General features: G+C 62.8%; 22 protein-coding genes and 3 tRNA genes. 16 read left to right on the forward strand and 9 right to left on the reverse strand.

What is annotated here, in order from left to right; genetic code table 11:
• Positions 1 to 23 precede the first annotated feature (23 nt).
• The 3 genes from OXH60_00095 to ppdK are packed head-to-tail and all read left to right on the forward strand — an operon-like array spanning position 24 to position 5,659.
• On the forward strand, positions 24 to 911 hold the full coding sequence (locus tag OXH60_00095; protein ID MDE0710526.1) for a glycine--tRNA ligase subunit alpha: 888 nt from the start codon (positions 24 to 26) through the stop codon (positions 909 to 911).
• The gene (gene glyS, locus OXH60_00100; protein ID MDE0710527.1) at positions 904 to 3,015 is read left to right on the forward strand and encodes a glycine--tRNA ligase subunit beta; all 2,112 of its coding nucleotides are present in this window, start codon (positions 904 to 906) and stop codon (positions 3,013 to 3,015) included. The genes OXH60_00095 and glyS overlap by 8 nt, the downstream gene beginning before the upstream one ends.
• Positions 3,008 to 5,659, forward strand: a complete 2,652-nt coding sequence (gene ppdK, locus OXH60_00105; GenBank protein MDE0710528.1) for a pyruvate, phosphate dikinase — start codon at positions 3,008 to 3,010, stop codon at positions 5,657 to 5,659. Before glyS ends, ppdK begins: the two co-directional genes overlap by 8 nt.
• 169 nt (positions 5,660 to 5,828) lie before the next feature.
• On the opposite strand, the gene OXH60_00110 is transcribed toward ppdK, so the two are convergent.
• A complete protein-coding gene (locus tag OXH60_00110) occupies positions 5,829 to 6,386 on the reverse strand; it encodes a hypothetical protein (GenBank protein ID MDE0710529.1) in 558 nt (185 codons plus the stop codon).
• A gap of 624 nt (positions 6,387 to 7,010) precedes the next feature.
• On the opposite strand from OXH60_00110, the gene OXH60_00115 reads away from it, so the two are divergent.
• The 3 genes from OXH60_00115 (at position 7,011) to OXH60_00125 (ending at position 8,290) form a co-directional block, all read left to right on the forward strand.
• A tRNA-Leu gene (locus OXH60_00115) sits at positions 7,011 to 7,097 on the forward strand.
• A 21-nt stretch (positions 7,098 to 7,118) separates the two neighbouring features.
• Positions 7,119 to 7,205, forward strand: a tRNA-Leu gene (locus OXH60_00120).
• Positions 7,206 to 7,261: 56 nt separating this feature from the next.
• The gene (locus OXH60_00125; GenBank protein ID MDE0710530.1) at positions 7,262 to 8,290 is read left to right on the forward strand and encodes a LysM peptidoglycan-binding domain-containing M23 family metallopeptidase; all 1,029 of its coding nucleotides are present in this window, start codon (positions 7,262 to 7,264) and stop codon (positions 8,288 to 8,290) included.
• Positions 8,291 to 8,295: 5 nt separating this feature from the next.
• Here OXH60_00125 and OXH60_00130 read toward each other — a convergent pair whose 3' ends face one another.
• Positions 8,296 to 9,156, reverse strand: a complete 861-nt coding sequence (locus OXH60_00130) for an ATP-binding protein (GenBank protein ID MDE0710531.1) — start codon at positions 9,154 to 9,156, stop codon at positions 8,296 to 8,298.
• 211 nt (positions 9,157 to 9,367) lie between these two features.
• On the opposite strand from OXH60_00130, the gene yajC reads away from it, so the two are divergent.
• The 4 genes from yajC to OXH60_00150 are packed head-to-tail and all read left to right on the forward strand — an operon-like array spanning position 9,368 to position 12,661.
• Positions 9,368 to 9,724, forward strand: a complete 357-nt coding sequence (gene yajC / locus OXH60_00135) for a preprotein translocase subunit YajC (protein MDE0710532.1) — start codon at positions 9,368 to 9,370, stop codon at positions 9,722 to 9,724.
• Between the two features lie 34 nt (positions 9,725 to 9,758).
• Positions 9,759 to 11,315, forward strand: coding sequence for a protein translocase subunit SecD (gene secD, locus OXH60_00140; protein ID MDE0710533.1), 1,557 nt, complete (start codon positions 9,759 to 9,761; stop codon positions 11,313 to 11,315).
• A 13-nt stretch (positions 11,316 to 11,328) separates the two neighbouring features.
• Positions 11,329 to 12,273 (forward strand): protein translocase subunit SecF, encoded by a 945-nt coding sequence (secF, locus tag OXH60_00145; GenBank protein MDE0710534.1) that lies wholly within the window; start codon positions 11,329 to 11,331, stop codon positions 12,271 to 12,273.
• Positions 12,257 to 12,661: an Mth938-like domain-containing protein gene (locus OXH60_00150; protein ID MDE0710535.1), complete on the forward strand. Its 405-nt coding sequence runs from the start codon at positions 12,257 to 12,259 to the stop codon at positions 12,659 to 12,661. Before secF ends, OXH60_00150 begins: the two co-directional genes overlap by 17 nt.
• A 242-nt stretch (positions 12,662 to 12,903) precedes the next feature.
• Here the strand turns inward: OXH60_00150 and OXH60_00155 are convergent, their stop codons facing one another.
• The 3 genes from OXH60_00155 to uvrA form a co-directional block, all read right to left on the reverse strand.
• Positions 12,904 to 13,203: a type II toxin-antitoxin system YafQ family toxin gene (locus OXH60_00155; GenBank protein ID MDE0710536.1), complete on the reverse strand. Its 300-nt coding sequence runs from the start codon at positions 13,201 to 13,203 to the stop codon at positions 12,904 to 12,906.
• Positions 13,187 to 13,453, reverse strand: a complete 267-nt coding sequence (locus tag OXH60_00160; protein MDE0710537.1) for a type II toxin-antitoxin system RelB/DinJ family antitoxin — start codon at positions 13,451 to 13,453, stop codon at positions 13,187 to 13,189. Before OXH60_00160 ends, OXH60_00155 begins: the two co-directional genes overlap by 17 nt.
• Positions 13,454 to 13,911: 458 nt before the next feature.
• Positions 13,912 to 16,728 carry an excinuclease ABC subunit UvrA gene (gene uvrA / locus OXH60_00165; GenBank protein ID MDE0710538.1) on the reverse strand — a complete coding sequence of 939 codons (2,817 nt, stop codon included), beginning with the start codon at positions 16,726 to 16,728 and terminating at the stop codon, positions 13,912 to 13,914.
• 293 nt (positions 16,729 to 17,021) lie between these two features.
• Here uvrA and ssb point away from each other — a divergent pair, with 293 nt between their 5' ends.
• The 5 genes from ssb to OXH60_00190 all read left to right on the forward strand — a co-directional run bounded on the left by ssb (position 17,022) and on the right by OXH60_00190 (position 21,493).
• Positions 17,022 to 17,489, forward strand: coding sequence for a single-stranded DNA-binding protein (gene ssb, locus OXH60_00170; protein ID MDE0710539.1), 468 nt, complete (start codon positions 17,022 to 17,024; stop codon positions 17,487 to 17,489).
• A 97-nt stretch (positions 17,490 to 17,586) separates the two neighbouring features.
• Positions 17,587 to 20,304 (forward strand): DNA gyrase subunit A, encoded by a 2,718-nt coding sequence (gene gyrA / locus OXH60_00175; GenBank protein ID MDE0710540.1) that lies wholly within the window; start codon positions 17,587 to 17,589, stop codon positions 20,302 to 20,304.
• Positions 20,304 to 20,810 (forward strand): pantetheine-phosphate adenylyltransferase, encoded by a 507-nt coding sequence (gene coaD, locus OXH60_00180; protein MDE0710541.1) that lies wholly within the window; start codon positions 20,304 to 20,306, stop codon positions 20,808 to 20,810. Before gyrA ends, coaD begins: the two co-directional genes overlap by 1 nt.
• Positions 20,811 to 20,924: 114 nt before the next feature.
• Positions 20,925 to 21,368: a peptidylprolyl isomerase gene (locus tag OXH60_00185; protein ID MDE0710542.1), complete on the forward strand. Its 444-nt coding sequence runs from the start codon at positions 20,925 to 20,927 to the stop codon at positions 21,366 to 21,368.
• A gap of 49 nt (positions 21,369 to 21,417) precedes the next feature.
• Positions 21,418 to 21,493: transfer RNA gene (locus tag OXH60_00190), tRNA-Lys, on the forward strand.
• On the opposite strand, the gene OXH60_00195 is transcribed toward OXH60_00190, so the two are convergent.
• The 4 genes from OXH60_00195 to OXH60_00210 form a co-directional block, all read right to left on the reverse strand.
• Entirely contained in the window at positions 21,488 to 21,889 is a 402-nt protein-coding gene (locus OXH60_00195) for a recombinase family protein (GenBank protein MDE0710543.1), read from the reverse strand. The two genes, OXH60_00190 and OXH60_00195, sit on opposite strands and share 6 nt — an antisense overlap.
• 109 nt (positions 21,890 to 21,998) lie before the next feature.
• Positions 21,999 to 22,409 (reverse strand): PIN domain-containing protein, encoded by a 411-nt coding sequence (locus OXH60_00200; GenBank protein ID MDE0710544.1) that lies wholly within the window; start codon positions 22,407 to 22,409, stop codon positions 21,999 to 22,001.
• On the reverse strand, positions 22,406 to 22,663 hold the full coding sequence (locus OXH60_00205) for a hypothetical protein (GenBank protein ID MDE0710545.1): 258 nt from the start codon (positions 22,661 to 22,663) through the stop codon (positions 22,406 to 22,408). The genes OXH60_00200 and OXH60_00205 overlap by 4 nt, the downstream gene beginning before the upstream one ends.
• Before the next feature lie 256 nt (positions 22,664 to 22,919).
• On the reverse strand, positions 22,920 to 24,665 hold the full coding sequence (locus tag OXH60_00210; protein ID MDE0710546.1) for a hypothetical protein: 1,746 nt from the start codon (positions 24,663 to 24,665) through the stop codon (positions 22,920 to 22,922).
• A 463-nt stretch (positions 24,666 to 25,128) separates the two neighbouring features.
• Between OXH60_00210 and OXH60_00215 the strand changes: the two genes are divergently transcribed.
• Positions 25,129 to 25,836, forward strand: a complete 708-nt coding sequence (locus OXH60_00215) for an ABC transporter permease (protein MDE0710547.1) — start codon at positions 25,129 to 25,131, stop codon at positions 25,834 to 25,836.
• Positions 25,837 to 25,842: the final 6 nt, after the last annotated feature.

Consider the following 25,842-nt stretch of genomic DNA (forward strand, 5'->3'; position numbering starts at 1 on the left):
GGCGCCCGTTCGGGGATGGCTCCGTGCACACGCGTGACACCTCGTTCCAGGGCCTGATCGCCATGCTGCAGGACTACTGGGCGGCCCAGGGCTGCGTGGTCCTCCAGCCGCTCGACATGGAGGTTGGCGCCGGTACCTTTCACCCGGCGACCACGCTCCGTGCGCTGGGGCCGGAACCCTGGAAGGCGGTCTACGTGCAGCCGTGTCGACGACCGTCGGACGGCCGATACGGCGACAACCCGAACCGCCTCCAGCATTACTACCAGCTGCAAGTGGTGCTGAAGCCGTCCCCCGCAGATATGCAGGAGCGTTACCTCGGAAGTCTCGCCGCGCTGGGAATTGACCCGCTGGTCCATGACATCCGGTTCGTCGAGGACGACTGGGAGAGCCCTACGCTGGGTGCTTGGGGGCTTGGTTGGGAAGTGTGGTGCGATGGCATGGAAGTCACCCAATACACGTACTTCCAGCAGGTTGGTGGTCTGGACTGCCGCCCTGTCACCGGCGAGATCACGTACGGAATGGAACGATTGGCCATGTACGTGCAGGGTGTTGACGACGTCTACAGGCTCCGCTGGAACCAGGAGGGAGTGACGTACGGGGACGTGTTTCAGGAGAACGAACGCCAGCAGTCCGCCTACAACTTCGACACGGTCGATCCCGACAAGCTGATCCGTCGCTTCAACGATTCAGAGGAAGAGTGCAGGGCCCTGCTGGCCGGCGGTCTGGTCCTGCCGGCGTACGAGCAGTGCATTCGCGCTTCACACACCTTCAATCAACTGGATGCGCGGGGCGCCATCGGCGTGGCAGTTCGGGCCGACTACATCCTCCGCGTCCGCGCCATGGCAGCGTCGTGCTGCGAACAATGGATGGAAATGGTCGCCGGCGTGCAGGCCGATTCGACAGATGCCTGAACTCCTGCTGGAAGTGCGCTCGGAGGAAATCCCGGCCGGGGCCCAGCGCCCGGCAGCGGAGGCGTTGGCACGGTCGCTGACAAAGGCGGTTGCTGACGCGGGTCTTCGTCCCGGCGACATTGCCTGCTGGTCGACGCCTCGCCGCATTGCGGTGCGGGTGTCGGATCTCCCGGCCGTCCGGCCAGCGTCACGGGTCGAGCGCCGGGGCCCGCGCGTGGGCGCTCCAGACACCGCCGTCGACGGATTCTGCCGGGCCAACGAGACCGAGCGGGAACGGCTTGAGATTCGGGAGCTGTCGAAGGGGCAGTTCTATTTCGCCGTGCTCGAAGCGCCGCCCGTCCCGGCAAAGCAGCTGCTTCGGGACCTGCTGCCCGGTGCGGTGAGCCAGGTCCCGTGGCAAAAATCGATGCGTTGGGGCGACGGTGATTTCCGTTGGATACGTCCTTTGCGCGGAATCTTGTGCTTGTTTGACGGGGAGGCGGTGACCTTCGAACTGGGCGGGGTCGGGAGTGGTGCGCAGACGGCCGGGCATCCGTTCCACGCACCGGAAACGTTCACGGTGAGCTCGTTCGCGGAATACTCCGATCAGCTTTGTTCGAGACATGTACTTCTCGACCCTGATGCGCGCCGCGAACGCATTCTCAAGGACGGACATGCGGCCGCCGCCCGCGCAGGCTTCACCATCGCTGCAGATGACGGCTTGGCAGAGGAACTTGCCGGGCTCACGGAGTGGCCGGTCATTCTGCTGGGGCATTTCGACGAGTCGTTTCTGCAGCTCCCTGCAGAGGTCCTGACGACGACGATGCGCCGGCATCAGCGGTACCTGCCGCTCGCTCATGAGGACGGGACTCCGGCACCTGCCTTTCTCATGGCTGCGGACGTAGAAGCGAAGGACGGAGGTGCGGCCGTTGTCGCCGGCAACGAACGGGTCCTGCGGGCGCGCTTGCAGGATGCGGCGTTCTTCTGGCAGGGGGATCGGAAGATCCCGCTCGCGGACCGGGTGCAGCAACTTGAGGACGTGGTGTTCCACGCCAAGCTGGGGTCCATGGCTGACAAGGCCCGGCGTCTGGAGACGCTGGCCCGCAGACTGTGCCGGGATCTCCAATGGGAGTGTGAGGAAGCCGCCGCTCAGACAGCGCGCCTCGCGAAGGCGGACCTCACAACGGATCTGGTTGGGGAATTTCCGGAACTCCAGGGGATTGTCGGCGGGCACCTCGCGCGCGCCGAGGGGTTGGGCCCCGAGGTGAGTGACGCGATCTCCGAGCACTATCGTCCGCTCGGACCGCACGATTGCTGCCCGACCGCGCCGGTGGCTGCCCTCGTCGCGCTGGTGGACAAGCTCGATACGCTGGTCGGCTTTTTCTGGAAGGGAGAACGGCCCAGTGGATCGGGCGATCCGCTCGCTCTTCGCCGGGCGGCGCTCGGTCTGATCCGTATTGCCCTGGAAAATGACCTGCGCCTGTCTGTCGATGATCTTCTGCAGCATGCCCTGACGGTGCACACGACCGGGGGCGACCGGGACCTTCCGTCATCGGAGTTCGCCGACGTTCGAGAGGATTTGCGAGACTTCCTGAATGAGCGGCTCCGTGTCCATTTGCGGACGGCCGGGGCGCGTCATGACCATGTAGCGGCGACCCTGGAAGCCGGTTCCGGCGTGTTTCGGGATTTGCCGGGCCTGGCGGACCGGGTGTCGCTCCTGGCCGAATTTCTTGCGACGTCGGAAGGTGCAGCCCTCCAAGCCTTGTACCGACGTGCCGCCAATATCGTGAAGATCGAATCTCGGAAGGACGACTCGGCGATGGATGGTCCGATTGACACCCGGCTCTTTTCCCAACCGGAGGAACGCGACCTGCATGGTGCCGTGCAGATGCACGGCCGGGCGGCTCTCCAGTGCATCCGCGACGATGATTTCCTGGGCGCGCTTGAAAGGCTTTCGCAGTTGCGGGAGCCAATCGATCGTTTTTTCGATGCCGTCAGGGTGAATGCGGAAGATGCTGATCTGCGCGCCAATCGTCTCCGGCTGCTGGCGTCGCTAGAGGACACCATCGTGCGGGCCGCCGACTTTTCGAAACTGGAAGGCGGAGAGTCCGGTCGTCATGACTAAACACGTGTACCGGTTTGGTGGCGGCCACGCCGACGGACGCGCCGACATGCGCGAACTCCTGGGTGGAAAGGGCGCAAATCTCGCTGAGATGAACGGCCTGGGACTGCCCGTACCGCCGGGCTTCACCATCACGACGGCGGTATGCGGGCATTGCCAGAATCACGACGGGGCCTACCCGACAGGTCTGGAGGACGAAGTCGAAGGTGCGCTGACATCCGTCGAGACCATGACCGGGACCGGATTCGGCGACCCGGTTCTGCCGTTGCTGGTGTCGGTGCGATCAGGGGCCGCAGTCTCAATGCCCGGCATGCTGGACACCGTGCTGAATCTCGGCTTGAACGACGCCACCCGCGAAGGACTGGCGGTCTCCAGCGGTGACGCGCGGTTTGCCGCCGACAGCCACCGGCGCTTCATTCAAATGTACGGGAACGTGGTCTTGGGTGTCTCGCACCGGATGTTCGAGGACGTCCTGGACGAGGTCAAGTTCGCCAGGGGTGCGCAGCTGGACACCGAGCTGTCCGCTGACGACTGGTTGTCGGTCATCGAGCGCTACCGCGCACTGATCCAGGAGCAGACCGGCACGCCGTTCCCTGACGATCCGCGCGCCCAGCTGTGGGGAGCCGTCGGCGCGGTGTTCCGAAGCTGGGGCAACGCTCGTGCGGTCACGTACCGCGAACTCCACGGACTCGATCACGCCGGCGGCACGGCGGTAAACGTGCAGGCCATGGTATTCGGCAACATGGGGGAGGACTCCTGCACGGGGGTGGCCTTTACCCGAGACCCCTCTACCGGCGAGGCTGCCTACTACGGGGAGTACTTGCCGAACGCACAGGGTGAGGATGTCGTGGCGGGAATCCGAACGCCGAGATCCCTGACGTCAGGCCGCGTGGCCGACCAGGACGGCCTGCCGATGGAACAGGCGATGCCCGAGGTGTTCGCGGAGCTGACAGATGCCTTTACCCGGCTGGAAACGCATTACCGGGACATGCAGGACATCGAATTCACGGTGCAGAAGGGAAAGCTCTGGATTCTGCAGACCCGGAGCGGCAAGCGCTCCACCAAGGCGGCACTGCGAATTGCAGTCGACCTGGCCAATCAGGGCTTGATCAGCCGGTCGGAAGCCATCCTCCGGATCGAGCCTGAACGGCTGGATCAGCTCCTGCACCCGACGCTGGACCCCACGGCGCACACTCGCGTAATCGTGCGCGGCCTCCCGGCTTCGCCTGGCGCGGCTTCCGGCAGTGCGGTGTTCAGCGCCGACGAAGCCGAGCGCCGAGGAAACGCCGGAGAAGACGTCATCCTCGTTCGTTCGGAAACGAGCCCCGAAGATATCCACGGCATGCACGCAGCGCGGGGCATCCTGACCAACCGCGGCGGGCAAACGAGTCACGCTGCGGTCGTGGCCCGCGGCATGGGTCGCCCCTGCGTGGTTGGCGCCGGCGAACTCGTCATCAGTCGTGACACGCGATCGGCCAAGGCCACCTCGTGCGATTTCCGCGAGGGAGACTTGATCACCATTGACGGCTCGACGGGATCGGTGATGTTGGGCAAAGTCCCGACGATCGATCCCGAGCTGCCGGAAGCGTTTCACGAGCTCATGGGCTGGGCGGACGGTATTCGGAAGCTCCGGATCCGTGCCAACGCGGAAACGCCGGTTGACGCGGAGACCGCCCGAAGATTCGGCGCTGAAGGCATCGGCCTCTGCCGCACCGAGCACATGTTCTTCGATGGCGAGCGCATTCTTGCAATGCGGCAGATGATCATGGCCGAGAATCCCGAGGAGCGGCGGGCGGCACTTGCGCGGATCGCCCCGATGCAGCGGCAGGATTTCGTCGAGCTGTTTGGCATCATGGCCGGAATGCCGGTGACGATCAGACTCCTCGACCCGCCGCTGCACGAGTTTCTACCGGCCAACATGGATGAGCTGGGCGACGTCGCGGCCCGAACCGGAGTGGATCCCCAGGCACTGCGTCGCCGTGCCATGGAACTCTCGGAAGCAAACCCGATGCTGGGTCACAGAGGCTCACGCCTTGGGATCTCCTACCCGGAGATCTACGACATGCAGGTCAGGGCGATTTTCGAGGCTCTTCATGAAACCGCCGGTGCCCCGGTGGATCTCGAAATCATGCTGCCGCTGGTGTTCAGCCGGGCGGAGGTCAATCTGCTGCGGGCCCGGATCGCTCGCGTGGCGGAAGAGGTGGCGACGGACAAAGGTTGGTCGCCCAGCTACACGGTGGGCACGATGATTGAGCTGCCGCGGGCAGCCTTGGCCGCGGGGTCGATAGCGGAGAGCGCTGATTTCTTCAGCTTTGGCACGAATGACCTCACGCAGACGACCTTCGGAATCAGCCGAGACGATGCGGCTCGTTTCCTTGCGGGATACCTGGAAGCGGGCGTGTTCGCCGTTGATCCGTTTGTGTCCATTGATCCCGAAGGCGTGGGTGAGCTCATCCAGATCGCCGCCGAGCGGGGACGGGCGGCGCGCCCTGAATTGAAGCTGGGGCTTTGTGGAGAACATGGCGGGGATCCCGCTTCCGTCGCGCACTGCCATGCTTGGGGGCTCGACTACGTGTCCTGCTCTCCGTACCGAGTACCCATCGCCCGCTTGGCTGCAGCCCGCGCTGCGGTAGAGGCTAACGACTGACACTCTGAGGTCGCTGAGTGAATTGGACTCGGCGAATGGATGCTCGGATCCGACCTACCGTGCGGGGCTAGGCACCGGACCGCGTCTCCCATCTTCGGACGATCACGTTGGTCCCGTGTTTGCTGGGCCGACCGGGCCATGCCGGCCAGCCGAGGTGTCTGAACCTGCGTTACCCGCACCGCACAAAGAACAGTGCCCACGGCCACATGTTCTCTTCCTCCTCCGTGGCCGGGCGGTTGCCCGGCGGATCGAACACCAGCCAGAGCGGCCCTCGCCCCCCGATGCCGTGGGGTCGACCATTTGCCCGGGTTGCCAGCACCCAATTCCGCGCTCCGACATCTTCTGCCGATATTTCGGTTGCGAACCCGTCGAGGGCTAGGGTGCGAAGTGGTCCGCTGCTGCAGCCCGCTGCCTTCAGGACGTCTACCAGCAATGGCCCGGAGAAGGTGATGGGATGCTGCCAGTCCTGGTACGCGATCCGAATCTCCGTCACGCCTAGCTCTTCCAGCATGGCCCGATCGAACACGACTGCCTTGTCGAAGGTCTGGTCGTGATACCTGAAGAAAGCGTCGTTTTGTTCGTCGAACGCTGACCGGTTAGCAGCGGATACACTGCCCGCCACCGTGAGTATCACCGGACCCGCCGGCGACTTCATATCTGCTGCCGACGTCATCTGGGTAAACCCGAGTATCAGTATGGCTGATACGAAGACAGGAAGTGCTCTCACGGAACTCTCCTTTCCGGAACACGCACCGCGGACTTGCGGATGACTCGAGCCTATAGGGGGCGGAGGATTGTGTGAGTACAGTTCCTGCGCGGGACGCGGGTATCCGGGCCGGCCAAATGAGTGTCCCCGAAGCTGCGGCCCGGCCGGGTCTGAGAGCGATGCTGCCGTTCATTGAGCTCTGTCAGTTGGGAAATGAACCGAGCCCGCGGGCCCATCCGACTGATCCGTTCCGAGACTGGCTTGGTCAGGCTGGCTACGGGGACACCGTCACGATCATGAAGAATAACGAAAAGATTATTATAAACAGATAGATGACCTTTATTTTGAAATATATTATGAAGACTTGTCCGAACGAGAAGTCGTGGTGATATCAGCATGGTGAAGCAAGGCGGGCGTGGAATTGGAAACGTCGTCGTAGCAAGCGTGCCTCGGAATCAGGGACCGGCATGCTACGGATGGGCGAGATCGTTCCTATCATCGGCAGGCTGCCGCACCGGGATGGGGGCCGGGCATCTTCTGCATATCGGGATCCGATGGTAAAATCTGTAATGGTCGATCGCGCATCGTTTTCAGGCGATTGCCGGTTGACGGTGCTATGGCCATTGCCTAGGTTCGACCGGGCCTGCGGCCGTGGCGGAACTGGTAGACGCGCAGCGTTGAGGGCGCTGTGGAGGAAACTCCGTGGAGGTTCGAGTCCTCTCGGCCGCACCATTTGTCGGGTGCGGCGTGCAGGCGGCTGTGGCGGAATTGGCAGACGCGCTGGCTTCAGGTGCCAGTGGGGGCAACCCCGTGGAGGTTCGAGTCCTCTCAGCCGCACCACGCTGTTGCACGCCTCAGGCCGGTCAGCAATGATTAGCCGGAGTTTCGCTTTGTGTATGGCGGCCCTTGTCCTTGCCGCATGCGCCCGTACTGCGCCGCCGGCGCCCGTCGTATCCGACCAGCCCGGTGCGGGCGGCCAGGAATCCCCCCGGACCAGCCCAGCCGGTGAGGCAGTCGCGGCCGGAACCGTGATCGTCAAGCGAGGCGACACCTATTCCGAGATTGCCGAGACGCACGGGGTGTCGACGCGGGCGCTCATCGAAATCAACGGCGCGAACCCCCCTTACACGATCTATCCCGGCGACGTCCTGCGCCTGCCGCAGCCCAGGATGTACACCGTCGCAGAAGGTGATAACGCGACCAAGATCGCCCGCTGTCACGGCGTGGACATCTGGTCGCTGGTGCAACTGAACAAGCTGCAGCACCCCTACCGATTGTCGGTCGGAAGCAAGCTGCGCATTCCCCGGCGGATACGGACTCCGCACTGCCCGGAGGAACGCACGCAGATCGTGGGAACCGTGCCGGCGGCACCTGCAGCGCCGGCAGAGTCCGCCGCCGGCGCCGCACCGGTTCCGGCCGTAGCCCCTGGAGCTGTAGCCGCCATTCCTGACCCGACCGCGCCGGCGGTACCGGCAGCACCGGCTCCCGAAGGCGCGGCACCGACTGTGCCGCCGGCCCCGATTCCTGCCAGGCAGAGTGCTGGTAGCGCCAAGTTCTTATGGCCCGCCGAGGGGCAAATTGCTTCGCGCTTCGGCACGAAATCGGGAGGGCTCAAGAACGACGGCATCAACATCACCGCTCCCGCCGGGAGCCCGGTGCGCGCTACGGCGGACGGGACGGTGGCATACGCCGGGAATGAGCTTCAGGCCTACGGCAACCTGGTCCTCATCAAGCACGAGGGAGGTTGGATGTCGGCGTATGCACACAATCAGGAACTGAAGGTCGCGCGTGGTGACCGGGTGCTGCAAGGTCAGACGATCGCGCAGGTGGGTCAGACCGGTAACGTACCCAACCCGCAAGTGCACTTTGAGCTACGAACCGGGCAGGGAAGGCCGGTCGACCCGCTCGAGCACCTTGGCAAGTGACGGCGTCAGGGCAGCGCGATTTTCAGTTGTCCCGCCCGGTCCTGAATGAACTGCCAGGCCACCCGACCGGAACGGGCACCGCGGGTGACGGACCACTCAAGCGCCGCCCGGCGTAGTGAATCGTCCGTGGGCAGTCCGTAGTAGGCGGCGTAGCCTACGACGATTTCGAGGTAATCGTCCTGGGAACAGGAATGAAACCCGAGCCACAAGCCGAAGCGGTCACTCATGGAGACCTTTTCCTCGACCGCTTCCGAGGGGCTGATTGATGTTGAGCGCTCGTTTTCGATCATCGAGCGGGCCATCAGGTGGCGCCGGTTGGATGTAGCGTAGAACAAGGTATTCGCGGGGCGGCCTTCCACGCCTCCCTCCAGCATGGCCTTCAGCGACCGGTACGAGGCATCACCCGCTTCAAAGGACAGGTCGTCACAGAACAGCACGTAGCGTTCGGGCCTGGGGCGCAAGGCTTGAAGAAGCGCGGGAAGCGTTTCGATGTCCTCGCGCGCGATCTCGACCAGCCGCAGCGGATCCTCGGCCCGGTCGGCGTTCACCGCAGCGTGCACGGCCTTGACCAGTGAACTCTTCCCGGTTCCACGGGCGCCCCACAGCAGGGCATTGTTTGCCGGGAAGCCATCCGCGAAGCGACGGGTATTCTCGAGGAGGATGCAGCGGGCGCGGTCGATCCCGCGAAGTAGTTCCAGGGGAATCCGGTTCACATCCGGAACCGGTCGCAGGCACTGCACCTTCCCGTCCCAAAGGAACGCGTCATGGTCGGTATCGGGTACCGCTGCTTCAGGGGGCGGTGCCAGGCGCTCCAGCGCATCGGCCACCCTTTGCAGGAGGCCGTCCTGAGATTCTGCTTTGTTCAATGTGCGTGTCCCGGGATATCGGCCTGCCACGAACACCGCGGCCCCGACCGAGCGCGGGGGCAGGGCAGCGAAGCGTCGTTTGCAAGGACCCAGGGCCGAGGCGGGGCACGAGCATAACCCAATGCGGGGACGCGGGCTCACCCTGGGACCGGTTGCGGCGGTGCAGGCCGCGCCTGTATAGTCTGCGCCTTCCATTCAGGAGTGGTCGCAAATGCTCATCGCGCCGGCGTTTGCCCAAGGCGCGTCCGCTGACGGCGGAAGCTCCTTCTTGATCCAGCTGTTGCCGCTGGTCCTGATCTTCGCCGTCTTCTATTTCTTGCTGATCCGGCCGCAGCAGAAGCGCCTGAAGGAGCACAAGGCCATGGTTGCCGCCGTCAAGCGCGGAGACCAGGTCGTGACGGCGGGTGGAGTCAAGGGACGCGTGACCTACATCGACGACGACCAGACCATTTCCGTCGAGATCGCACCAGACATCACCGTGAAGGTGGTGCGGGATACGCTGTCCCAGGTAGTACCGAAGGGCGGCTCTTCGGGGTCCGGCCAAAACCAGTCAACAGCCAAGTCTTGAGCGGTATGCGCCGCCTGTCACAAGGAATCCCGGCGTGATTCACGTACCGCGCTGGCAGATTGCCGTCGCTGTCATCGCCGTGGTCTTTGCCGTCGTGTATTCGGCGCCGAACTTTCTTCCCTCGTCGGTCTCCTGGCTGCCGGGCGATCCCGTCCGTTTAGGATTGGACCTGCAGGGAGGATCGCATCTTCTTCTCAGAGTCGATTCCGACGTGGTGCTGGAGGAGCGGCTCGAATCCGTGTTGGACGAGATCCGGACCCGGTATCGGGCTGCCGGGATCGGGTACACGGACATTGGTGTCAGGCAGCTGACCGGAGGGCTGACGCTGACGGATCCGGCGCAGGGGGAACAGGCGCAGGAGCTGGCCGAGGAGGCCGACGAAACGCTGGAGATCGACATCGATAGCAGCGGACGGATGACGTTCCGGCTTGATTCCGCTGCGGAAAAGGAACTGCGCATCTCTGCGCTGTCGCAGTCGCAGGAGGTGATCCGCCGCCGGATCGACGAGACGGGGACCAACGAGCCCACGATTCAACGCCAAGGCGACGACCGCATTCTTGTGCAGCTTCCGGGTGTTGATGACCCCGAACGAATCAAGCGTCTCCTGGGCCAGACCGCCAAGATGAACTTCCGCATGGTCGACGAGACCGCCTCGATCCCGGAGGCGCTGGCGGGGCGCGTGCCGCCCGGATCCGAGCTTCTTTATGAGGATGACGGGTCAGAGCAGGGCATCCCGATCGTGGTTCGACGCCGCGTCGGCGTGAGCGGTGACAATCTGGTTGGCGCGGCGCCGGTGATTGATCAAAACAATCAGCCGGTCGTGAGCCTTCGGTTCGACGCAGCTGGCGCCCGACGTTTCGGTGACTTGACCACGGAGAACGTCGGCCGCCGCTTCGCAATCGTGCTTGATGGACGCGTCATCAGTGCTCCCGTCATTCGCGAGCCGATCCCGGGCGGCAGTGGGCAAATCTCTGGCAACTTCACGTTTGAAACTGCCAGTGATCTGGCCCTTCTGCTGAGGGCTGGCGCATTGCCGGCACCGCTGGTGATCTTGGAAGAACGCACCGTCGGCCCAAGTCTGGGCCGCGATTCGATCGCCGCCGGGACCTTGGCCGGTCAGGTCGCGCTGTTGCTGGTGATCATCTACATGGTCGCGGTCTACGGTTTGTTCGGCGTGGCTGCCGATATTGCGTTGGCGGTGAATATCGCCCTCCTTCTCGGCATTCTGTCGGCGCTTGGAGCGACCCTGACGTTGCCGGGTATCGCCGGAATTGCGCTGACGATCGGGATGGCGGTGGATGCGAACGTGCTCATCTTCGAGCGCATCCGCGAGGAGACGCGGCGGGGACGATCACCGGTGTCCGCAATCGATACCGGTTACCGCCAGGCACTGCGTGCCATCATCGATGCGAACGTCACAACGTTGATTGCCGCGCTCGTGCTGTTCCAGATGGGTTCAGGGCCGATTCGCGGGTTCGCGGTCACACTTGCGGTTGGTGTGTTCACGACCATGTTCTGCTCGTTGATCATCAGTCGACTGCTGGTGCTGACGTGGCTCAGCCGTACCCGTCCCCAGGTCCTGAAGGTTTGAGAGGAACGCGGTGATGCGGCTCAGGCTGATTCCCGACGACACCACGCTGCAGATCATCCCGCTGCGCCGGCACGCGATGATCGGGTCGGTCGTGGCCATTGTGGCGTCCGCCGTGCTGTACGTGGCCATCGGGCTCAATTTCGGGATCGACTTCCGCGGCGGGATCCTGATCGAAGTCCGGATTCCGGAAGTACCACAGGTCACAGAGGTGCGGGGCGCATTCGAAGGGGCCGGTCTCGGCGAGGTCGCCATTCAGGAGTTTGGCGAGGAAACCGACTTTCTGGTGCGGATCGAGCGGCAGCCCGGCGGGGACGAGGCACAGCAGGCCGCGGTCGAGACAGCACGGTCGCATCTGGCAGCCGCATTCGGCGATGCCGTCGAATATCGACGGGTGGAATTTGTCGGCCCGACCGTCAGCCAGGACCTTCTCCGTGGCGGCGCTATCGCGGTGCTGCTCGCCGTCGTGGCAATGCTCCTTTACATCATGTTCCGGTTTGAGATGGCGTTTGCGTGGGGAGCGGTCGTGGCGCTGGTCCACGACGTGATTCTCACGATCGGCGTGTTTTCGATCACCGGGCTAGAATTCAATGTGGCCACGGTGGCGGCGCTGCTCCTCATTGTCGGCTACTCGATGAACGACACGGTCGTCGTCTATGACCGTGTTCGGGAAAACCTGAGGAAATACAAGAAGACGAGCCTTGATTTGGTGCTTAACCGGAGCATCAACGAGACGCTCTCCCGTACGGTCAACACCACGGTGACGACAATATTGGCCCTGGGGGCCCTGATTCTGCTGGGCGGACCGGTGGTTCAGGATTTCAGTTTCGCCATGATCTGGGGGATCACAGTCGGCACCTATTCGTCCATTTTCCTCGCGGCACCGCTCCTGTTGACGTTCGGTGTGCGCCGCGGTGCGGAGACCCCGGGGCCGAAGGCTGAAGGTGAGAGGGCCGCCTGAGGAAGACGGGGCGCTCGTCCGGGTAGACGGCTACGGACCCACCGGGTTCACGATATCGGGACGTCGCCTTCAGGGACCCGTCATTCTGCGCGCAAACGAGGCGGTTGTCTGGGCAGGCTTCAGCGATTCCGGACTGGAAGAGGCCGCGGCCCGCGACCTGCTCGCCGATTTCAGGCCACCGGGAATAGTTCTGGTCGGAACGGGCCAAAGCAGGGTCGTCCCCGGTACTTCGTTCCTTGCGTGGTTTCGGACACGCGGCTTCGAGCCCGACCTGATGGCCACCGGCGCCGCGTGTCGAACATGGAATGTGCTGGCCATGGAAGGCCGGGAGGTGATCGCGGGACTCATCCCGTCGGGGTGGGTCCCCGGGCAGGAAACGGAATCGTGAGCCCGGCGAGCATCCGGCCTCGCTGCCGAACGGACCGCGTCGTCACTGGCCGGTGCGCGGCCGGGTTATCGAACTCAGACGGGCGTGAGCTTGGTCCGGAGAAACTGGCCGGTGTAGCTCCCCGGGGCCTACATGACGGTTTCCGGCGATCGCTGCGGTATCGACCGGGGTAGGAGCGAGAATCACCGGGGCTGGGCGTGCCCGAATTGACAGGGGTCGCGGGCGATTCCGTCAAGGGATTCCTAAAGTTCGAGTTCGCTGTGCGAACCCAAACGGACAAGCTCCAACATATCTGGACCGTGCATGCGGTAGATCAGCACGAGGTCAGGGCGAAGATGACAATCTCGACAGTCGCCCCAAGGCCCGGACAGTGCATGGTCACGGTATCGCGCTTCGAGTGGGCGGTCTGTGGCAAGGTTCCGAATGACAGCTGCGAGCTCAATCTGAATCGTATTCCGATGTCGGCCTTTCCGCTCCCGCTGGTAATCGCGCTTGAATTGACGAGTCCATCGAACAGATCGAGCGCTATCCTGTTTCGTCATCGCGCTCAAGCTGAACGAAGAGGTCTTCGACAGAGTCAGCGGCTTCCAGTTCTCCGCGGCGGGCAGCCTTGATTGCGGCTATGGTCGTGGCATTGGGCACGAGCGGATCGAACGGCAGACGACGCTCAGCAACAATCCGCCGCATCATCATCCGAAATGCGTCGGAAACGGTCAGGCCAACGGCGTCCAGGATGGCGGATGCCTCATCCTTGGTGGCCTGGTCGATGCGAGCGCGGACGACCGTGTGCATGTAGCTCCCCTTCGAGCAAACTATTGGGCCATATTATGGCCCAAATAATGCGCGTCCGGCAAGACGTTCAACGCGTGCATCGCTCGATCAGTAACAGGTGGGAGCAGGCCGGTAGGGACACGTTGTAGTTCGGTCGTCTTGCCAACTCCGGACCCTCCCATCAGCCACCCTTCGAACGTAACGACACCCATCCTTTGTGGACTCCCGACAGGCGTTTGCAGATGGGCAATGCTGGCCCCGGCCGCGGTCTGTTTTTCCCGCCCAGCTGGGTCATTTTGACCGGAAGGCGGACGAAAACGACTATGTTTCAACGTTATGCATCACAGGCACGGTAGCAGATCGAGAAGCGGCTGCTTTCCGTAGCAACGCGGACTCGTTGGTGAGCCCGGCGCCGATTCTGGCTGCGATGCCGGACGGGCCGCGTCATCATGGGCCGGTGTGCGGCCGGGCCATGGTCCTCAGACGGGCGTGAGCTTGGTCCTGAGAAATTGGCCGGTGTAGCTCCCCGGCGCCTGCATGACGGTTTCCGGCGATCCCTGCGCGACCACTTGGCCACCGCCGGCGCCGCCATCCGGTCCCAGGTCGATGATCCAGTCTGCCTGCTTGATCACGTCGAGGTGGTGCTCAATCACGAGGACCGTGTTGCCCTGATCGACCAAGGCGTGAAGGACCTGGAGCAACGTCCGGACGTCTTCGAAATGAAGGCCTGTGGTCGGCTCGTCCAGCAGATAGAGGGTTCGGCCGGTCGCTCGCCTCGAGAGTTCCTTCGACAACTTGACCCGCTGGGCTTCGCCGCCCGAAAGCGTGGTCGCGCGCTGCCCGAGACGGACGTAGCCGAGCCCGACCCGCCGCAGGGTTTCAAGTTTGTCCCGGATGGTCGGAATGGCGGCAAAGAACTGGGCGGCCGACGTGACGTCCATGTCGAGAACGTCGGCGATGGAGTGGTCCCGGTATCGGATCTCGAGGGTCTCCCGATTGTATCGCCGGCCCTTGCATGCATCGCAGGTGACGTAGACCGGGGCCAGGAAGTGCATCTCGATCTTGATCACCCCGTCACCTTGACAGGCCTCGCAACGCCCTCCCTTGACGTTGAATGAGAAGCGACCCGGTCGATACCCGCGTGCGCGCGCTTCTGGCAACTGCGTGAACCAGTCACGAATCGGCCCGAACGCGCCCGTGTACGTGGCCGGATTCGAGCGCGGGGTTCGCCCAATCGGCGACTGGTCGATGTCGATGACCTTGTCAAACAGCCACGAACCGTGGATGCGTTCGTCCTGGCGATCCGGATGGGCGAGGGAAGAGCGGAGGAGCGGATGCAACGTGTCGAGGACCAGGCTCGACTTGCCGCTGCCTGAGACGCCGGTCACACAGATGAGGAGCCCTGCGGGGACATCGACTTCAACGTTCCGGAGATTGTTGGTGTTGATGTCGCGCAGGCTGAGCGTTCGTTCCGGCACCGGCTGACGGCGGTTCTCGGGTACGGGAATCGTGCGTTCGCCACTGAGGTACTGGCCGGTGAGGCTGTCCGCATGCGCCTTCAAGTCCTGGGGGGTTCCGGTGGCGACGACATGCCCGCCCGTTTCTCCGGCGCCGGGCCCCATGTCCACCACGAAGTCGGCAGCCAATATGGAATCCTCATCGTGTTCCACGACCAGCACGGTATTGCCGAGGTCCCGAAGGTTCTTGAGGGTCTCAAGCAAGCGAGCGTTGTCTTTCTGATGAAGCCCGATCGAGGGTTCATCCAGGACGTAGAGGACGCCGGTCAGACCTGATCCAATCTGGGATGCAAGCCGGATTCGCTGGCTTTCGCCGCCGGAAAGCGTGGCCGAGCCCCGCGCCAGGGTCAGGTATTCGAGGCCGACGTCCATGAGGAACCCGAGCCGAAGGGACAATTCCCGGAGAGTGCGTTCGGCGATGGTCCGGCTTTGCGCATCGAGCGTGGCCGGAAGCTCGTCGTCTACCCAGGCCTTGGCATCGGCGATTGTCATTTCGGACACAGTGCCGATATGCCGCTCGCCGATGCGAACGGCCAGCGCCTCGGTCCGGAGGCGATGGCCTTGGCAGGCGTGGCATCGGACCTTGGCGCGGTAGCTGCCTAGTTGTTCGCGTACCGACGGCTCGGAAGCTTCCTGCCAGCGCTTTTCGAGCGACGGAACTACCCCTGGAAATGGTCGGGTCAGCGTGCGGGCCGTGGCCGTGTCTCCGTACTCGATGGCCACATCGGTTGTCCCGGACCCGTGAAGAATGGTCTCCCGCACGGACTTGGGCAGGCGGCCCCATGGCCTGTCCAGGGAAAATCCGAAATGACGCGCCATCCCCTCAAGGGCTTGCAGGTAGTACCCTGACGGCGGCACTTCCCAAGGCTCGATGGCACCGGCACGGAGCGTCAGCTTCGGGTTGGGGATGATGAGGTCAGGATCGAAGAATTCGACGACGCCAATCCCGCCGCATCGATTGCACCACCCGGATGGACTGTTGAATGAGAACAGCCGTGGCTCAATCTCATCGATGGTGAAGCCGGAGACGGGGCAGGCAAAGCGGGCCGAGAAGGTCACTCGTTCGGATGAATCAGCATCTTCGGCAATCAGCAGACCGTCGGACAGCCGAAGCGCGGTCTCAGTGCTGTCCGCAAGACGCGATTCAAGACCTTCCCGGGTCACGATGCGGTCGACCACCACTTCGATGTCGTGGTTGCGGTGGCGATCGAGCGTCGGTGGGTCGTCGGTCTCGTACAGCGCCCCGTCAATCTTCACTCGTTGGAAACCCTGCCGCAGGAGGTCTTCCAAGTCCTTTCTGAACTCACCCTTGCGGTTTCGCACCACCGGACTGAGAAGGAGGAGACGCGTCCCCGGCGGACGCGCCATCATCGCGTCGACCATTTGCGTAACCGTCTGGCTGGTGATGGGTAGACCGGTCGCCGGGGAATAGGGGACCCCGACCCGGGCGAACAGGAGTCGCAGGTAGTCCTGAATCTCGGTGACGGTTCCGACGGTTGAGCGCGGATTGTGCGAAACGTTCTTTTGGTCAACCGCAATGGCGGGGGAGAGACCCTCGATCTGGTCGACGTCGGGCTTCTCGACCATTTCGAGAAACTGTCTGGCGTAGGCGGACAGGCTTTCGACGTAGCGGCGTTGCCCTTCAGCGTAGACCGTGTCGAACGCCAACGACGACTTCCCCGAACCAGATAGTCCGGTAATGACGACGAGGCGTCCCCGTGGGATCGTCACGTCGATGGACTTCAGGTTGTGCGTGCGTGCACCACGGATGGAGAGCATGCCGCTCGAACGGTCAGCGGCTTCCGCGGGATCCTGAGGCGCGGATGCTGACTTGAATCTGCCCGAGAAAGGCGGATGGATCTTGTGTACGGCCATCGGAAAATCCGCTCCGGATGCGATGCTATTCTAGTCGCCGGAACGGCAGGCCACTTCCAATGCCAATACCGCCGTACAGCCGCAAATGCAGTACGGGGCGGCCGAATCGTGTATATTTTCCGAATACATGGTACTGCAGAGTACGCAGGCTTCCTTATCAAGATAGAGAGTGCTGAATTGAGTCAAGGAAACGATTTATGGTGATGAGTGTTAACAAGGTAATCCTATTGGGGAATGTTGGACGTGATCCTGAAATCCGCGAGCTTCCGAACGGCGGACGCGTGGCCAATTTTTCGATCGCCACAGAAGAGCGCTGGCGTGACAAGCAGACCGGCGAGCAGCGCGAGCGGACCGAATGGCACCGGATAGTGGTGTTCAATCCGATGCTGATCGACATTGTCGATGACCGGGTCTTCAAGGGAACCCGCGTATACATCGAAGGCCAGCTCCAAACCCGCCGCTGGCAAGATCCTTCGGGTTACGACCGGTTTACCACGGAGATTGCGCTGCAGCGATTTGGCAGCCGCATCATCGTGCTGAACGACCGTCGCTACGACGATAGTCACGACGATTCGACGGCGGCACGGGGTCGGGGGACGTATCCATCCCGGACGCAGGCCGAACATTCACACGACGCTGATTACGACGAAGAAGTGCCGTTCTAGGTGCTGTGCTGGCGGACCACGATCCGAGTCGCCCCCGCCTGTTCCCATCACTCGCAGCTGCTGAAATATGACTTCTGAAGCCGGTCCAGGACAAGGCATGCCGCCTGCCGGAGACGCAGTCTCGACCGTAACGATTGTGGATGAGATGCGCCGGTCGTATCTCGACTATGCCATGAGCGTGATCGTGAGCAGAGCGCTCCCGGACGCCCGCGATGGCCTCAAGCCGGTCCACCGCCGGATTCTCTACGCGATGTTTGAGAACGGATACGGCTGGAACCGACCGTACCGCAAATCGGCGCGCGTGGTCGGCGACGTGATGGGGAAATACCACCCGCACGGGGATAGCGCCATCTACGACGCGATGGTCCGAATGGCGCAAGACTTCTCGATGCGGCTCGAGCTGATCGACGGACAGGGCAATTTTGGCTCCATCGATGGCGACCCGCCCGCGGCCATGCGGTACACCGAAGTGCGGATGGCGCGGGCGGCCGCCACGATGCTGGAAGACATCGAGTTCGAGACCGTCGATTTCCAGGACAACTACGATGCTTCGGCCTCGGAGCCGTCAGTGTTGCCCGCGCGATTTCCCAACTTGCTGGTGAATGGCACAGGCGGAATCGCGGTCGGGATGGCGACCAATGTGCCGCCGCATAATCTGGTCGAAGTGATCTCGGCCTGCCTGGCGCTGATCGACGATCCAACCCTCTCCGTCCAGGCGCTGACCCGGTACATCCCGGGACCTGATTTCCCAACCGGTGGACTGATCATCGGCAGGAGCGGGTGCCTCGAGGGCTACTGTACGGGCCGTGGTCGGGTGGTCATGCGCGGCCGGGCGACGGTGGAGGATCGAGGGAAGAATCGCTCGTCCATCATCATCAGCGAGATACCCTTCCAGGTCATCAAGGCCCGCATGATCGAGCAGATCGCCGATCGCGTGCGGAGCAAGGACATCGAAGGAGTGAGTGCACTCCGTGACGAGTCCGATCGTGACGGCCTGCGCATCGTGGTCGAGTTGAAGGGGGGCATGACACCGGCCGTCGTGCTCAACCAGCTGTACAAGTTCACCAGCCTCCAGACATCGTTTGGGATCAACGCGCTCGCACTTCACGATGGAAAGCCTGAATGCCTCGACCTGAAGCAGCTGCTTGAGGCCTTTCTCTCGTTCCGCGAGAGCGTCATCACCAAGCGAACACTGTTTCTGCTGAAGAAGGCCCGGGCGCAGGCGCACGTGCTGCTGGGGCTCGTCATTGCCGTAGCGAATCTTGACGCCGTAATGGCCCTGATCCGTGCCGCAGCGGACGCTGCCGCGGCTCGCGAACAGCTCGTCAACCGTGCCTGGCCTGCCGCGGAGGTCGGAGCTTACCTTGAGTTAATTGCGGAGCCGGGCCGGGAGATGGCGGCGGACGGCACGTGCCGGCTTACCGAGCGTCAGGCAAAGGCCATCTTGGATCTGCAGCTCCACCGATTGACCGGCCTGGAGCGGGAAAAGATCGGCAGTGAACTGCGGGACAAAGCGAAGGAAATCGACAGGTATCTGGAAACCCTTCGTTCCCGACCCCGCTTGCTGGAAATTCTTCGAGCCGAACTGGAGCAGATTCGGGATCAGTTTGGGACACCGCGCCGAACTGAAATCGTTGATGGTGACGAAGATGCCGATCGGGACGACCTGATCGAGCGCGAAGACATGGTGGTGACGCTTACACGGGATGGTTACGTCAAGCGTACTGAGCTTGCCGCCTACCGATCGCAACGCCGGGGCGGCAAGGGACGCTCCGCGATGGCGGTCAAGGACGACGACTTTGTCACCCATGTATTCACGGCCAGTACCCATGACCCAGTGCTGTTTTTCACGTCGCACGGCATCGTTCATCGCCGGAAGGTGTACGACTTGCCACTCGGTACGCCGCAAGCGCGCGGCCGTCCGATCGTGAACGTGTTGCGTATCGATGGCGAAGAGCAAATCACGACCATGCTGCCGCAGCCTTCGGAAGCGACAGACGAGGAGGCCGCTTCCGAGCTGGTGTTCGCCACTCGTGCAGGTTACGTGCGCCGCAATCGGATGTCGGATTTCGCCTCGATCAACGTGAATGGCAAGATCGCCATGAAGCTCGATCCCGGGGACACGCTCGTCGGGGTAGCAGAGGTGGCGCCGGACATGGATCTCATGCTGGCGACTCGACGGGGCAGGGCCATCCGGTTTCCCTTGAATGAAGTGCGGGTCTTCGTCGGTCGTGCATCGCGTGGGGTGAGGGGCGTCCGCTTCCAAAAGAAACAACACGATGAAGTGATCGGAATGTCAGTGCTTCCACACACGGACGCCTCGCCGGAGCTACGAAAACAGTATCTGCGCTATACCGCGAGCCTTCGGCGGAACGAAACACCCGTTGATCCGCCGGAGACTGCAGTGCTCAAGCAGCTGGCAGTTGAAGAGGTGTTCATGCTGTCCGTTACAGAACAAGGATTTGGAAAGCAGACCTCATCGCACGAGTATCGGACGACAGCAAGAGGGGGGCAGGGAGTGATCAATATCCAGACGGTGGGTCGTAACGGTCCTGCGGTCTGCTGTTTCCCGGTTGCCCAGACGGATGAGGTGATGGTCGTGACGGATCTGGGACGCATCATTCGTTGCCCGGTGAGCGACATCCGGGTGGCCGGAAGGGGTGCTCAGGGCGTTCGGGTCCTCCGTCTCGACAGCAGCGAGAAAGTGGTGTCGGTGACACGCTTCGATGCATCAGAGGATGATGAGGCCCCGGGCGGGCCTCCTCCGACCCGAATTCCGGAAGAAATGAGCAGCAATGATGGTGAGGTTGCCTGATGCCTGAGCGCATTGCCGTGTACCCAGGAACCTTCGACCCGGTGACGACAGGGCATCTGGACATCATCCAGCGGGCGACGCGCATTTGCGATCGGCTGGTGGTCGGTGTTGCCGACAACGTTGACAAGCGGCCCTTGTTCACGCCGGATGAGCGAGCCGACATGGTGCAGGGCGAGATCGACGCACTTGCGGGAAAGCTGGACGCAGCGGTCGAGGTACAGACGTTCGCAATCCTGCTGACCAAGTTTGTCAACGACGTGGGCGGATCGATTATTGTGCGCGGACTACGGGCCGTGACGGACTTTGACTACGAGTTTCAAATGGCCGGAATGAACGCCCGGCTTCGGCCCGACATTGAGACGGTGTTTCTGATGGCCAGTGAGCGCCATCAGTTCATTGCGTCTCGCCTGGTCAAGGAAATCTGCCTCCTTGGAGGTGACATTTCGGGATTTGTATCGCCGCGGATCCTTGCCCGAATCAACGACCGCATTCAGCAATCTTCATAAGGGACCTTCGGAATGCCCTGGACAATTTCCACTTCACTCGTTGCGGGCGGCTTCGCCCTGTTGGGCCTTGGCATCGCGGCCACGGCGCAAGCTGAAGAACAAAATCGCATTCACATGGAACTAAAGGACGGGACGGTCGTGATCAAACTCCGGCCTGATCTGGCTCCGAACCATGTCGCCCGCATCAGCGAACTGATAAGGGACGGCTTCTACGATGGGCTGAAGTTCCATCGGGTGATTGATGGGTTCATGGCGCAGACCGGGGATCCTCTGGGCAACGGTACAGGTGGATCTGGCCAGAATATTGCCGCGGAGTTCTCCGATTTTCCGCACATTCGGGGCACGGTTTCAATGGCCCGGGCCCAGGATCCGAACAGCGCTGATAGCCAATTCTTCATCGTCTTCGACGATGCTCGTTTTCTTGACCGGCAGTACACGGTCTGGGGAGAGGTCGAAGAGGGGATGGAACACGTCGACGCGATTAAGCGTGGCGGTGGACCAAACGGAATGGTGACGGACCCTGACATCATTGTCCGGATGTACTTTCCGGAAAGCTAGGCATTCAAGGAACGGTCCGGAGCCCGCCAGATATACTGACCCCGGTAGGGAGCCTGTAGCTCAGTCGGTAGAGCAACTGACTTTTAATCAGTAGGTCCAGGGTTCGAATCCCTGCGGGCTCACCAATCTAAACAACGGGCTCGGCTGGATCCGGTCATCAGAAAGTTTGAACGAGTCCCCGTTTTAGCCGAGACCGACAAACCCGAACCGGGCGTGCCAGACCCGCCTTTTCCGCGGCCGTTTCCGGTCCATTCGACGATGGTGGCGAGGTTGCCGCGCAATGTGGTGTGGATCTCGCCCCACTTCTCGCCGGGGGTGAGCACGATACGCTCGATCAGCCCCTGGATGCCGGGGCGCAGGATCACGCTGTCGCCCGAGATCGCGGAGTCCTTGTAGGTCGCGGCGACGGTCCAGCCCTCGCGCTCGGCGTGTTCTCGGCAGACCCGGAACTGGTCTTCGATGGAAGCGGCCCGCTGCTGGTCGGAGGAATAGCGGGCATAGAGCGCGGCGCGGATGGTCATCGGATAGGGTCTCCCATCGGTCGTGCGCCTCCTTCTCCGGCGGCGCATTGTCGTGGGCGGCGCGGGTCGCCTCGACCCGCTCGCGCGCGATCTGGCGTCCGAGCGGGAATCATCCGGTTCGCGGTGCCTCAAGGTCGAACAGCGGGATGTCCATCGCGCGGGCAACGTCGTTCATCCGCCGGTCATAGCTCGCCAACGCCACCCCCTGCCCGTGTTCGGCCAGATACGCGCACGACGCCAGATGCAGGGCGTCGAGGGTGCGCAGCGCGTCGGGGCCGGGAAAGGCGTCCAGCGCCCGCGCCTGCACCGAAGGCGATAGCTCCAGCATCGCGACCCGGCCGATCAGCCAGCGCGCCGCCTCGCCGTAGGACTCCGCGAGCCCGCGCGCATGCAGCGGGGTCCATATCTCGTATTCCAGCAGCCGGCTGGAAAACAGCGTCTCGTCCCAGAGCGAAGCGGGCGGCTGCCGGTTCTCGGCCAGAAGATGCGCGAGCGCGACGGACGAATCGAGGTAGATCACCGGTCGCGCCGGCTCTCGTCCAGATCGGCCAGGATTTCTTCCAGCGTGGCGACGGGCTTGGGCTTGGGCGGCGGTCCCGAGGCGGTCAGCCTCGGCGGCGTCAGCACGCCGGATCGCACCGCCTCGGCCAGGAAGGCGTCGGCGAGGATCGGGCTACGGGTCTCCCGGAGTGGGCCAAGCTCCGCCACCACTTGGTCCCGGTCGGTCACCAGGATCGTCTCGCCGGAGGACGCAAGCCGGACGTATTCGCTCAACTTGCTGTTTAGAACCTTGATGCCGACCGATCTCATGCTGTAAAGGTAGCGACCGGACGCTACCTGGTCAACTCGGTTCGCATCATGGTCTCCGGTTTCTCGGGAATCGGCGGCCGTGACGGGCGCGCCTCGCGACGGAGTCCGGGTCCGTCGCCGGCGTTGTGTCTGGTCAGGAGGAGGGGAGACTAGTACCTGAGTTGCTCGAAGGTCGCCGTTCCGTGCAATGTGACCCGGTCACGAAGGACGAGAGCGGAAATCAGTCAGGCCCTCGAGGCTGCAGCCGAATCGTCAGGATGTCGGTGTCGTGATACTGCTGGTGCCGTACCGACGTGGCGTAGTGACGGAGCAGCCGCAAAGGTGTCTCTGACTCGTTGGGAAGATCCGTGACACCTTCACTCAGCATCGCAAGCTGATCTTCCAGGTTCATGCTGGTACCGCCGGCGATGAACTCCAGGTCCGCTGACAGTTCATCGGGTCTGGCCACCACGAGCAGCTGGCGGTCCGGGTCTTGGCTGCCATCCCCGAGCAAGAGATGCACTGCTTCTTCGCCGACGGCGCGCAGCCGGATCGTCATCTGCTCGTCGAACTGCGTTCGCCGGGCGAAGTCGGCCAGGAATTCGTCAATCTCGGTCAGCGCATCACTGGAGAGAGCAGTGCGGATCCGTCTGGGTCTCTTGCTGGTCAGATCGAGAAAGCCTGACAGGACAATGACGCAGATCCCTCCGGCCGTCATGCCATGGCCCAGCAATGCTCCCCAGGCACCCTCCAGGAACTCCGGGTAGACAAGGTCGAACTGGAAGGCGAGACCGATCCAAAAGGCGAAACCGACGATCAAGCTCTTTCGGTAGTCAAGCCCGTCGTTGATCAGGATCTTCACGCCAAACACGAACAGGAGGGCGATGAGCACCGCAATGTAGGCACCCACCACTGGACCCGGCATCGCAACAATGGCGGCCACGGGTTTCGGCAGGAACGCCAGCACAATGAACAGCAGGCCGACGCATACGCCAACGGAGCGAGCGCCGACACCTGTCAGTTCGGCGATCGAGATGCTGTTCCCGTACGTCGTGTTGGGAACTGTCCCGCTGATGCCAGACATGAGGTTGCCGAGGCCGTCAGCATTGATGGCTCCCTGGACAGACCGGAAGTCAATGGCGCGCTGCCGGCGCCAGGAAGCCCGCTGGATGGCGATGGCATCACCCAGCGTGTCCATCGCGCCTACAAGCGTGATGATCAGAAATCCAGGAAGTAGAGCCCAGAATGTGGCGTCAAAGCTCAAGTCGAGGCCCGGGTAAGCGCTGAATGAGGGGAGACCGATCCACGGGGCGTCCGCGACACGATCGACGTCATAAATTCCGAATGCCAATCCGGCTAGACCTCCGGCAACAAGCCCGACAGCAGGCGCCCAGACACGCCAGGTTCCGGTGCATCTCAGCGCAATCAGGATGATGGTGGCCAGGGTGATGACCGCGGTGACAGGTCCGGCAGCTGGCGCCACGCCTTCCGGAATATCCATGAACTTCCGGAAGACAATGGGCGTGATGCTCACCGGAATGAGCATGAGCACAGTGCCGGCAACGGTAGGCGTAAACACGCGCCGCAGGGCGGCCATCTTGGCGCCAAGGATGAACTGGACGAAGGAGGAGGCGACGATGAGGGTGGCCAGCAGTCCCGGCCCTCCTTGTTCGAGTGCCGTTACGCTGACCGCCAGGAATGCCGAGGTGCTGCCCATCACCAGGATGTACCCAGCTCCCAGCCTTCCGATGCGGACCGCCTGCACGATCGTGGCTAGTCCGCTCACCACCAGCGCCGCAAACACTGCCCAGGTCAGGTAGGCCTCGCTCTCGCCGGCCGTCGTGATGAGCACCGCCGGTATGAAGACCACGCCGGCAGCGGATAGAACGGTGTACTGGAGCCCCAAGCCAACAGTTAAGGGGATGGAGGGGCGTTCATCGGCCTCGTAACGGACCCCGTGATTGATGGCGGGAGGAGCTGTAGTCATCGTCGGACTCGAAACAAAATGGTCGGGACTGATACACCGGGAAGTCGAGCTGCCAGGCGGAAACCCGGAGGATAATGCAACAGACCGGAACTGACCGTGCAGTGCAGCTCGCGGCATGCTGCGCAATGCGTGGTTAGCCCCCGTTTGTCATCCGCCGCGGTTCGTGACGGAGGTGATCCAATCTGTCCGGGAACATAACGACCTTTGGGTGCGAAGGCGCAAGGCCCGCCGGAGACCCTGCCGACGATGGATCTGGCGGCGTTGGTGAGACGATCCGACAAATTCTGGGGTCGAGGCCGCAATCGGTGCGGTCGTGCGTCGAAGGACCGCGTTCGTTGCTCGCCATTCCATCGAGTCTTTCGAAGGTACCCGGGCTTCCGGTCCCGTTGGCACTTGGCTTAAGTTAGGTGGATTTAACGGCGCTTTTTTGTTTTTCTTTCGTAAAGAGGAAGGAATCACGTCAATGGGTAGCTTTTTGGCGAGTCTGGGCGAGGCAGTTGGCTTGATCGTGACCGGTGACCCGGACCTCCTGGAAATCATCGGGCTGTCGCTCCGAGTCACGCTGACCGCCGTTGCTGCTGCCTGCGTCATTGGCTTGCCGATCGGCGCGGTGGTCGGCGCACTTCGATTCCCTGGCCGGTCACTGGCAGGGGTCATCCTCAATTCCCTGATGGGGCTGCCCCCCGTGGTCGTGGGACTGATGGTTTACATGGCGCTGTCGGCCGGCGGACCGCTGGGGCCGCTCGGGCTGCTCTACACGCCGACGGCCATGATCATTGCGCAGACGATCCTGGTCACGCCGATCGTCGCGGCGTTGACCAAACAGATCGTGGAAGACCTCCATGCTGACTACGCCGAGCAGTTTGCCTCGCTTGAGGTCGGCCCCTTCGATCGGGTGGTCGCACTGTTGTGGGATGCGCGTTTCAGCCTCATGACGGTGGCGCTGGCAGGGTTCGGACGTGCGGTCGCCGAGGTGGGTGCCGTGATCATGGTTGGCGGCAACATCAACCATGTGACTCGTGTCATGACCACCACCATTGCCCTGGAGACCTCGAAGGGCAACCTAGAAGTCGCCCTGGCCCTGGGTGTCGTCCTTCTCACCATCGCCCTGATCGTGAACGGAGCCGTGATGACATTCAGGGCTACGGCAGCACGGGTGACGTATGCTTGAAACGGA

Source organism: Rhodospirillales bacterium, assembly GCA_028824295.1.
Taxonomy (GTDB): Bacteria; Pseudomonadota; Alphaproteobacteria; order TMED109; family TMED109; genus VXPW01.

Coding starts and splice junctions, on each gene's coding strand:
- glyS (MDE0710527.1), top strand. CDS start 904: ATGCCTGAACTCCTGCTGGAAGTGCGCTCGGAGGAAATCCCGGCCGGG.
- ppdK (MDE0710528.1), top strand. CDS start 3,008: ATGACTAAACACGTGTACCGGTTTGGTGGCGGCCACGCCGACGGACGC.
- OXH60_00125 (MDE0710530.1), top strand. CDS start 7,262: ATGGCGGCCCTTGTCCTTGCCGCATGCGCCCGTACTGCGCCGCCGGCG.
- yajC (MDE0710532.1), top strand. CDS start 9,368: ATGCTCATCGCGCCGGCGTTTGCCCAAGGCGCGTCCGCTGACGGCGGA.
- secF (MDE0710534.1), top strand. CDS start 11,329: ATGCGGCTCAGGCTGATTCCCGACGACACCACGCTGCAGATCATCCCG.
- OXH60_00155 (MDE0710536.1), bottom strand. CDS start 13,203: ATGACGAAACAGGATAGCGCTCGATCTGTTCGATGGACTCGTCAATTC.
- OXH60_00160 (MDE0710537.1), bottom strand. CDS start 13,453: ATGCACACGGTCGTCCGCGCTCGCATCGACCAGGCCACCAAGGATGAG.
- uvrA (MDE0710538.1), bottom strand. CDS start 16,728: ATGCTCTCCATCCGTGGTGCACGCACGCACAACCTGAAGTCCATCGAC.
- ssb (MDE0710539.1), top strand. CDS start 17,022: ATGGTGATGAGTGTTAACAAGGTAATCCTATTGGGGAATGTTGGACGT.
- gyrA (MDE0710540.1), top strand. CDS start 17,587: ATGCCGCCTGCCGGAGACGCAGTCTCGACCGTAACGATTGTGGATGAG.
- coaD (MDE0710541.1), top strand. CDS start 20,304: ATGCCTGAGCGCATTGCCGTGTACCCAGGAACCTTCGACCCGGTGACG.
- OXH60_00185 (MDE0710542.1), top strand. CDS start 20,925: ATGGAACTAAAGGACGGGACGGTCGTGATCAAACTCCGGCCTGATCTG.
- OXH60_00195 (MDE0710543.1), bottom strand. CDS start 21,889: ATGACCATCCGCGCCGCGCTCTATGCCCGCTATTCCTCCGACCAGCAG.
- OXH60_00210 (MDE0710546.1), bottom strand. CDS start 24,665: ATGACTACAGCTCCTCCCGCCATCAATCACGGGGTCCGTTACGAGGCC.
- OXH60_00215 (MDE0710547.1), top strand. CDS start 25,129: ATGGGTAGCTTTTTGGCGAGTCTGGGCGAGGCAGTTGGCTTGATCGTG.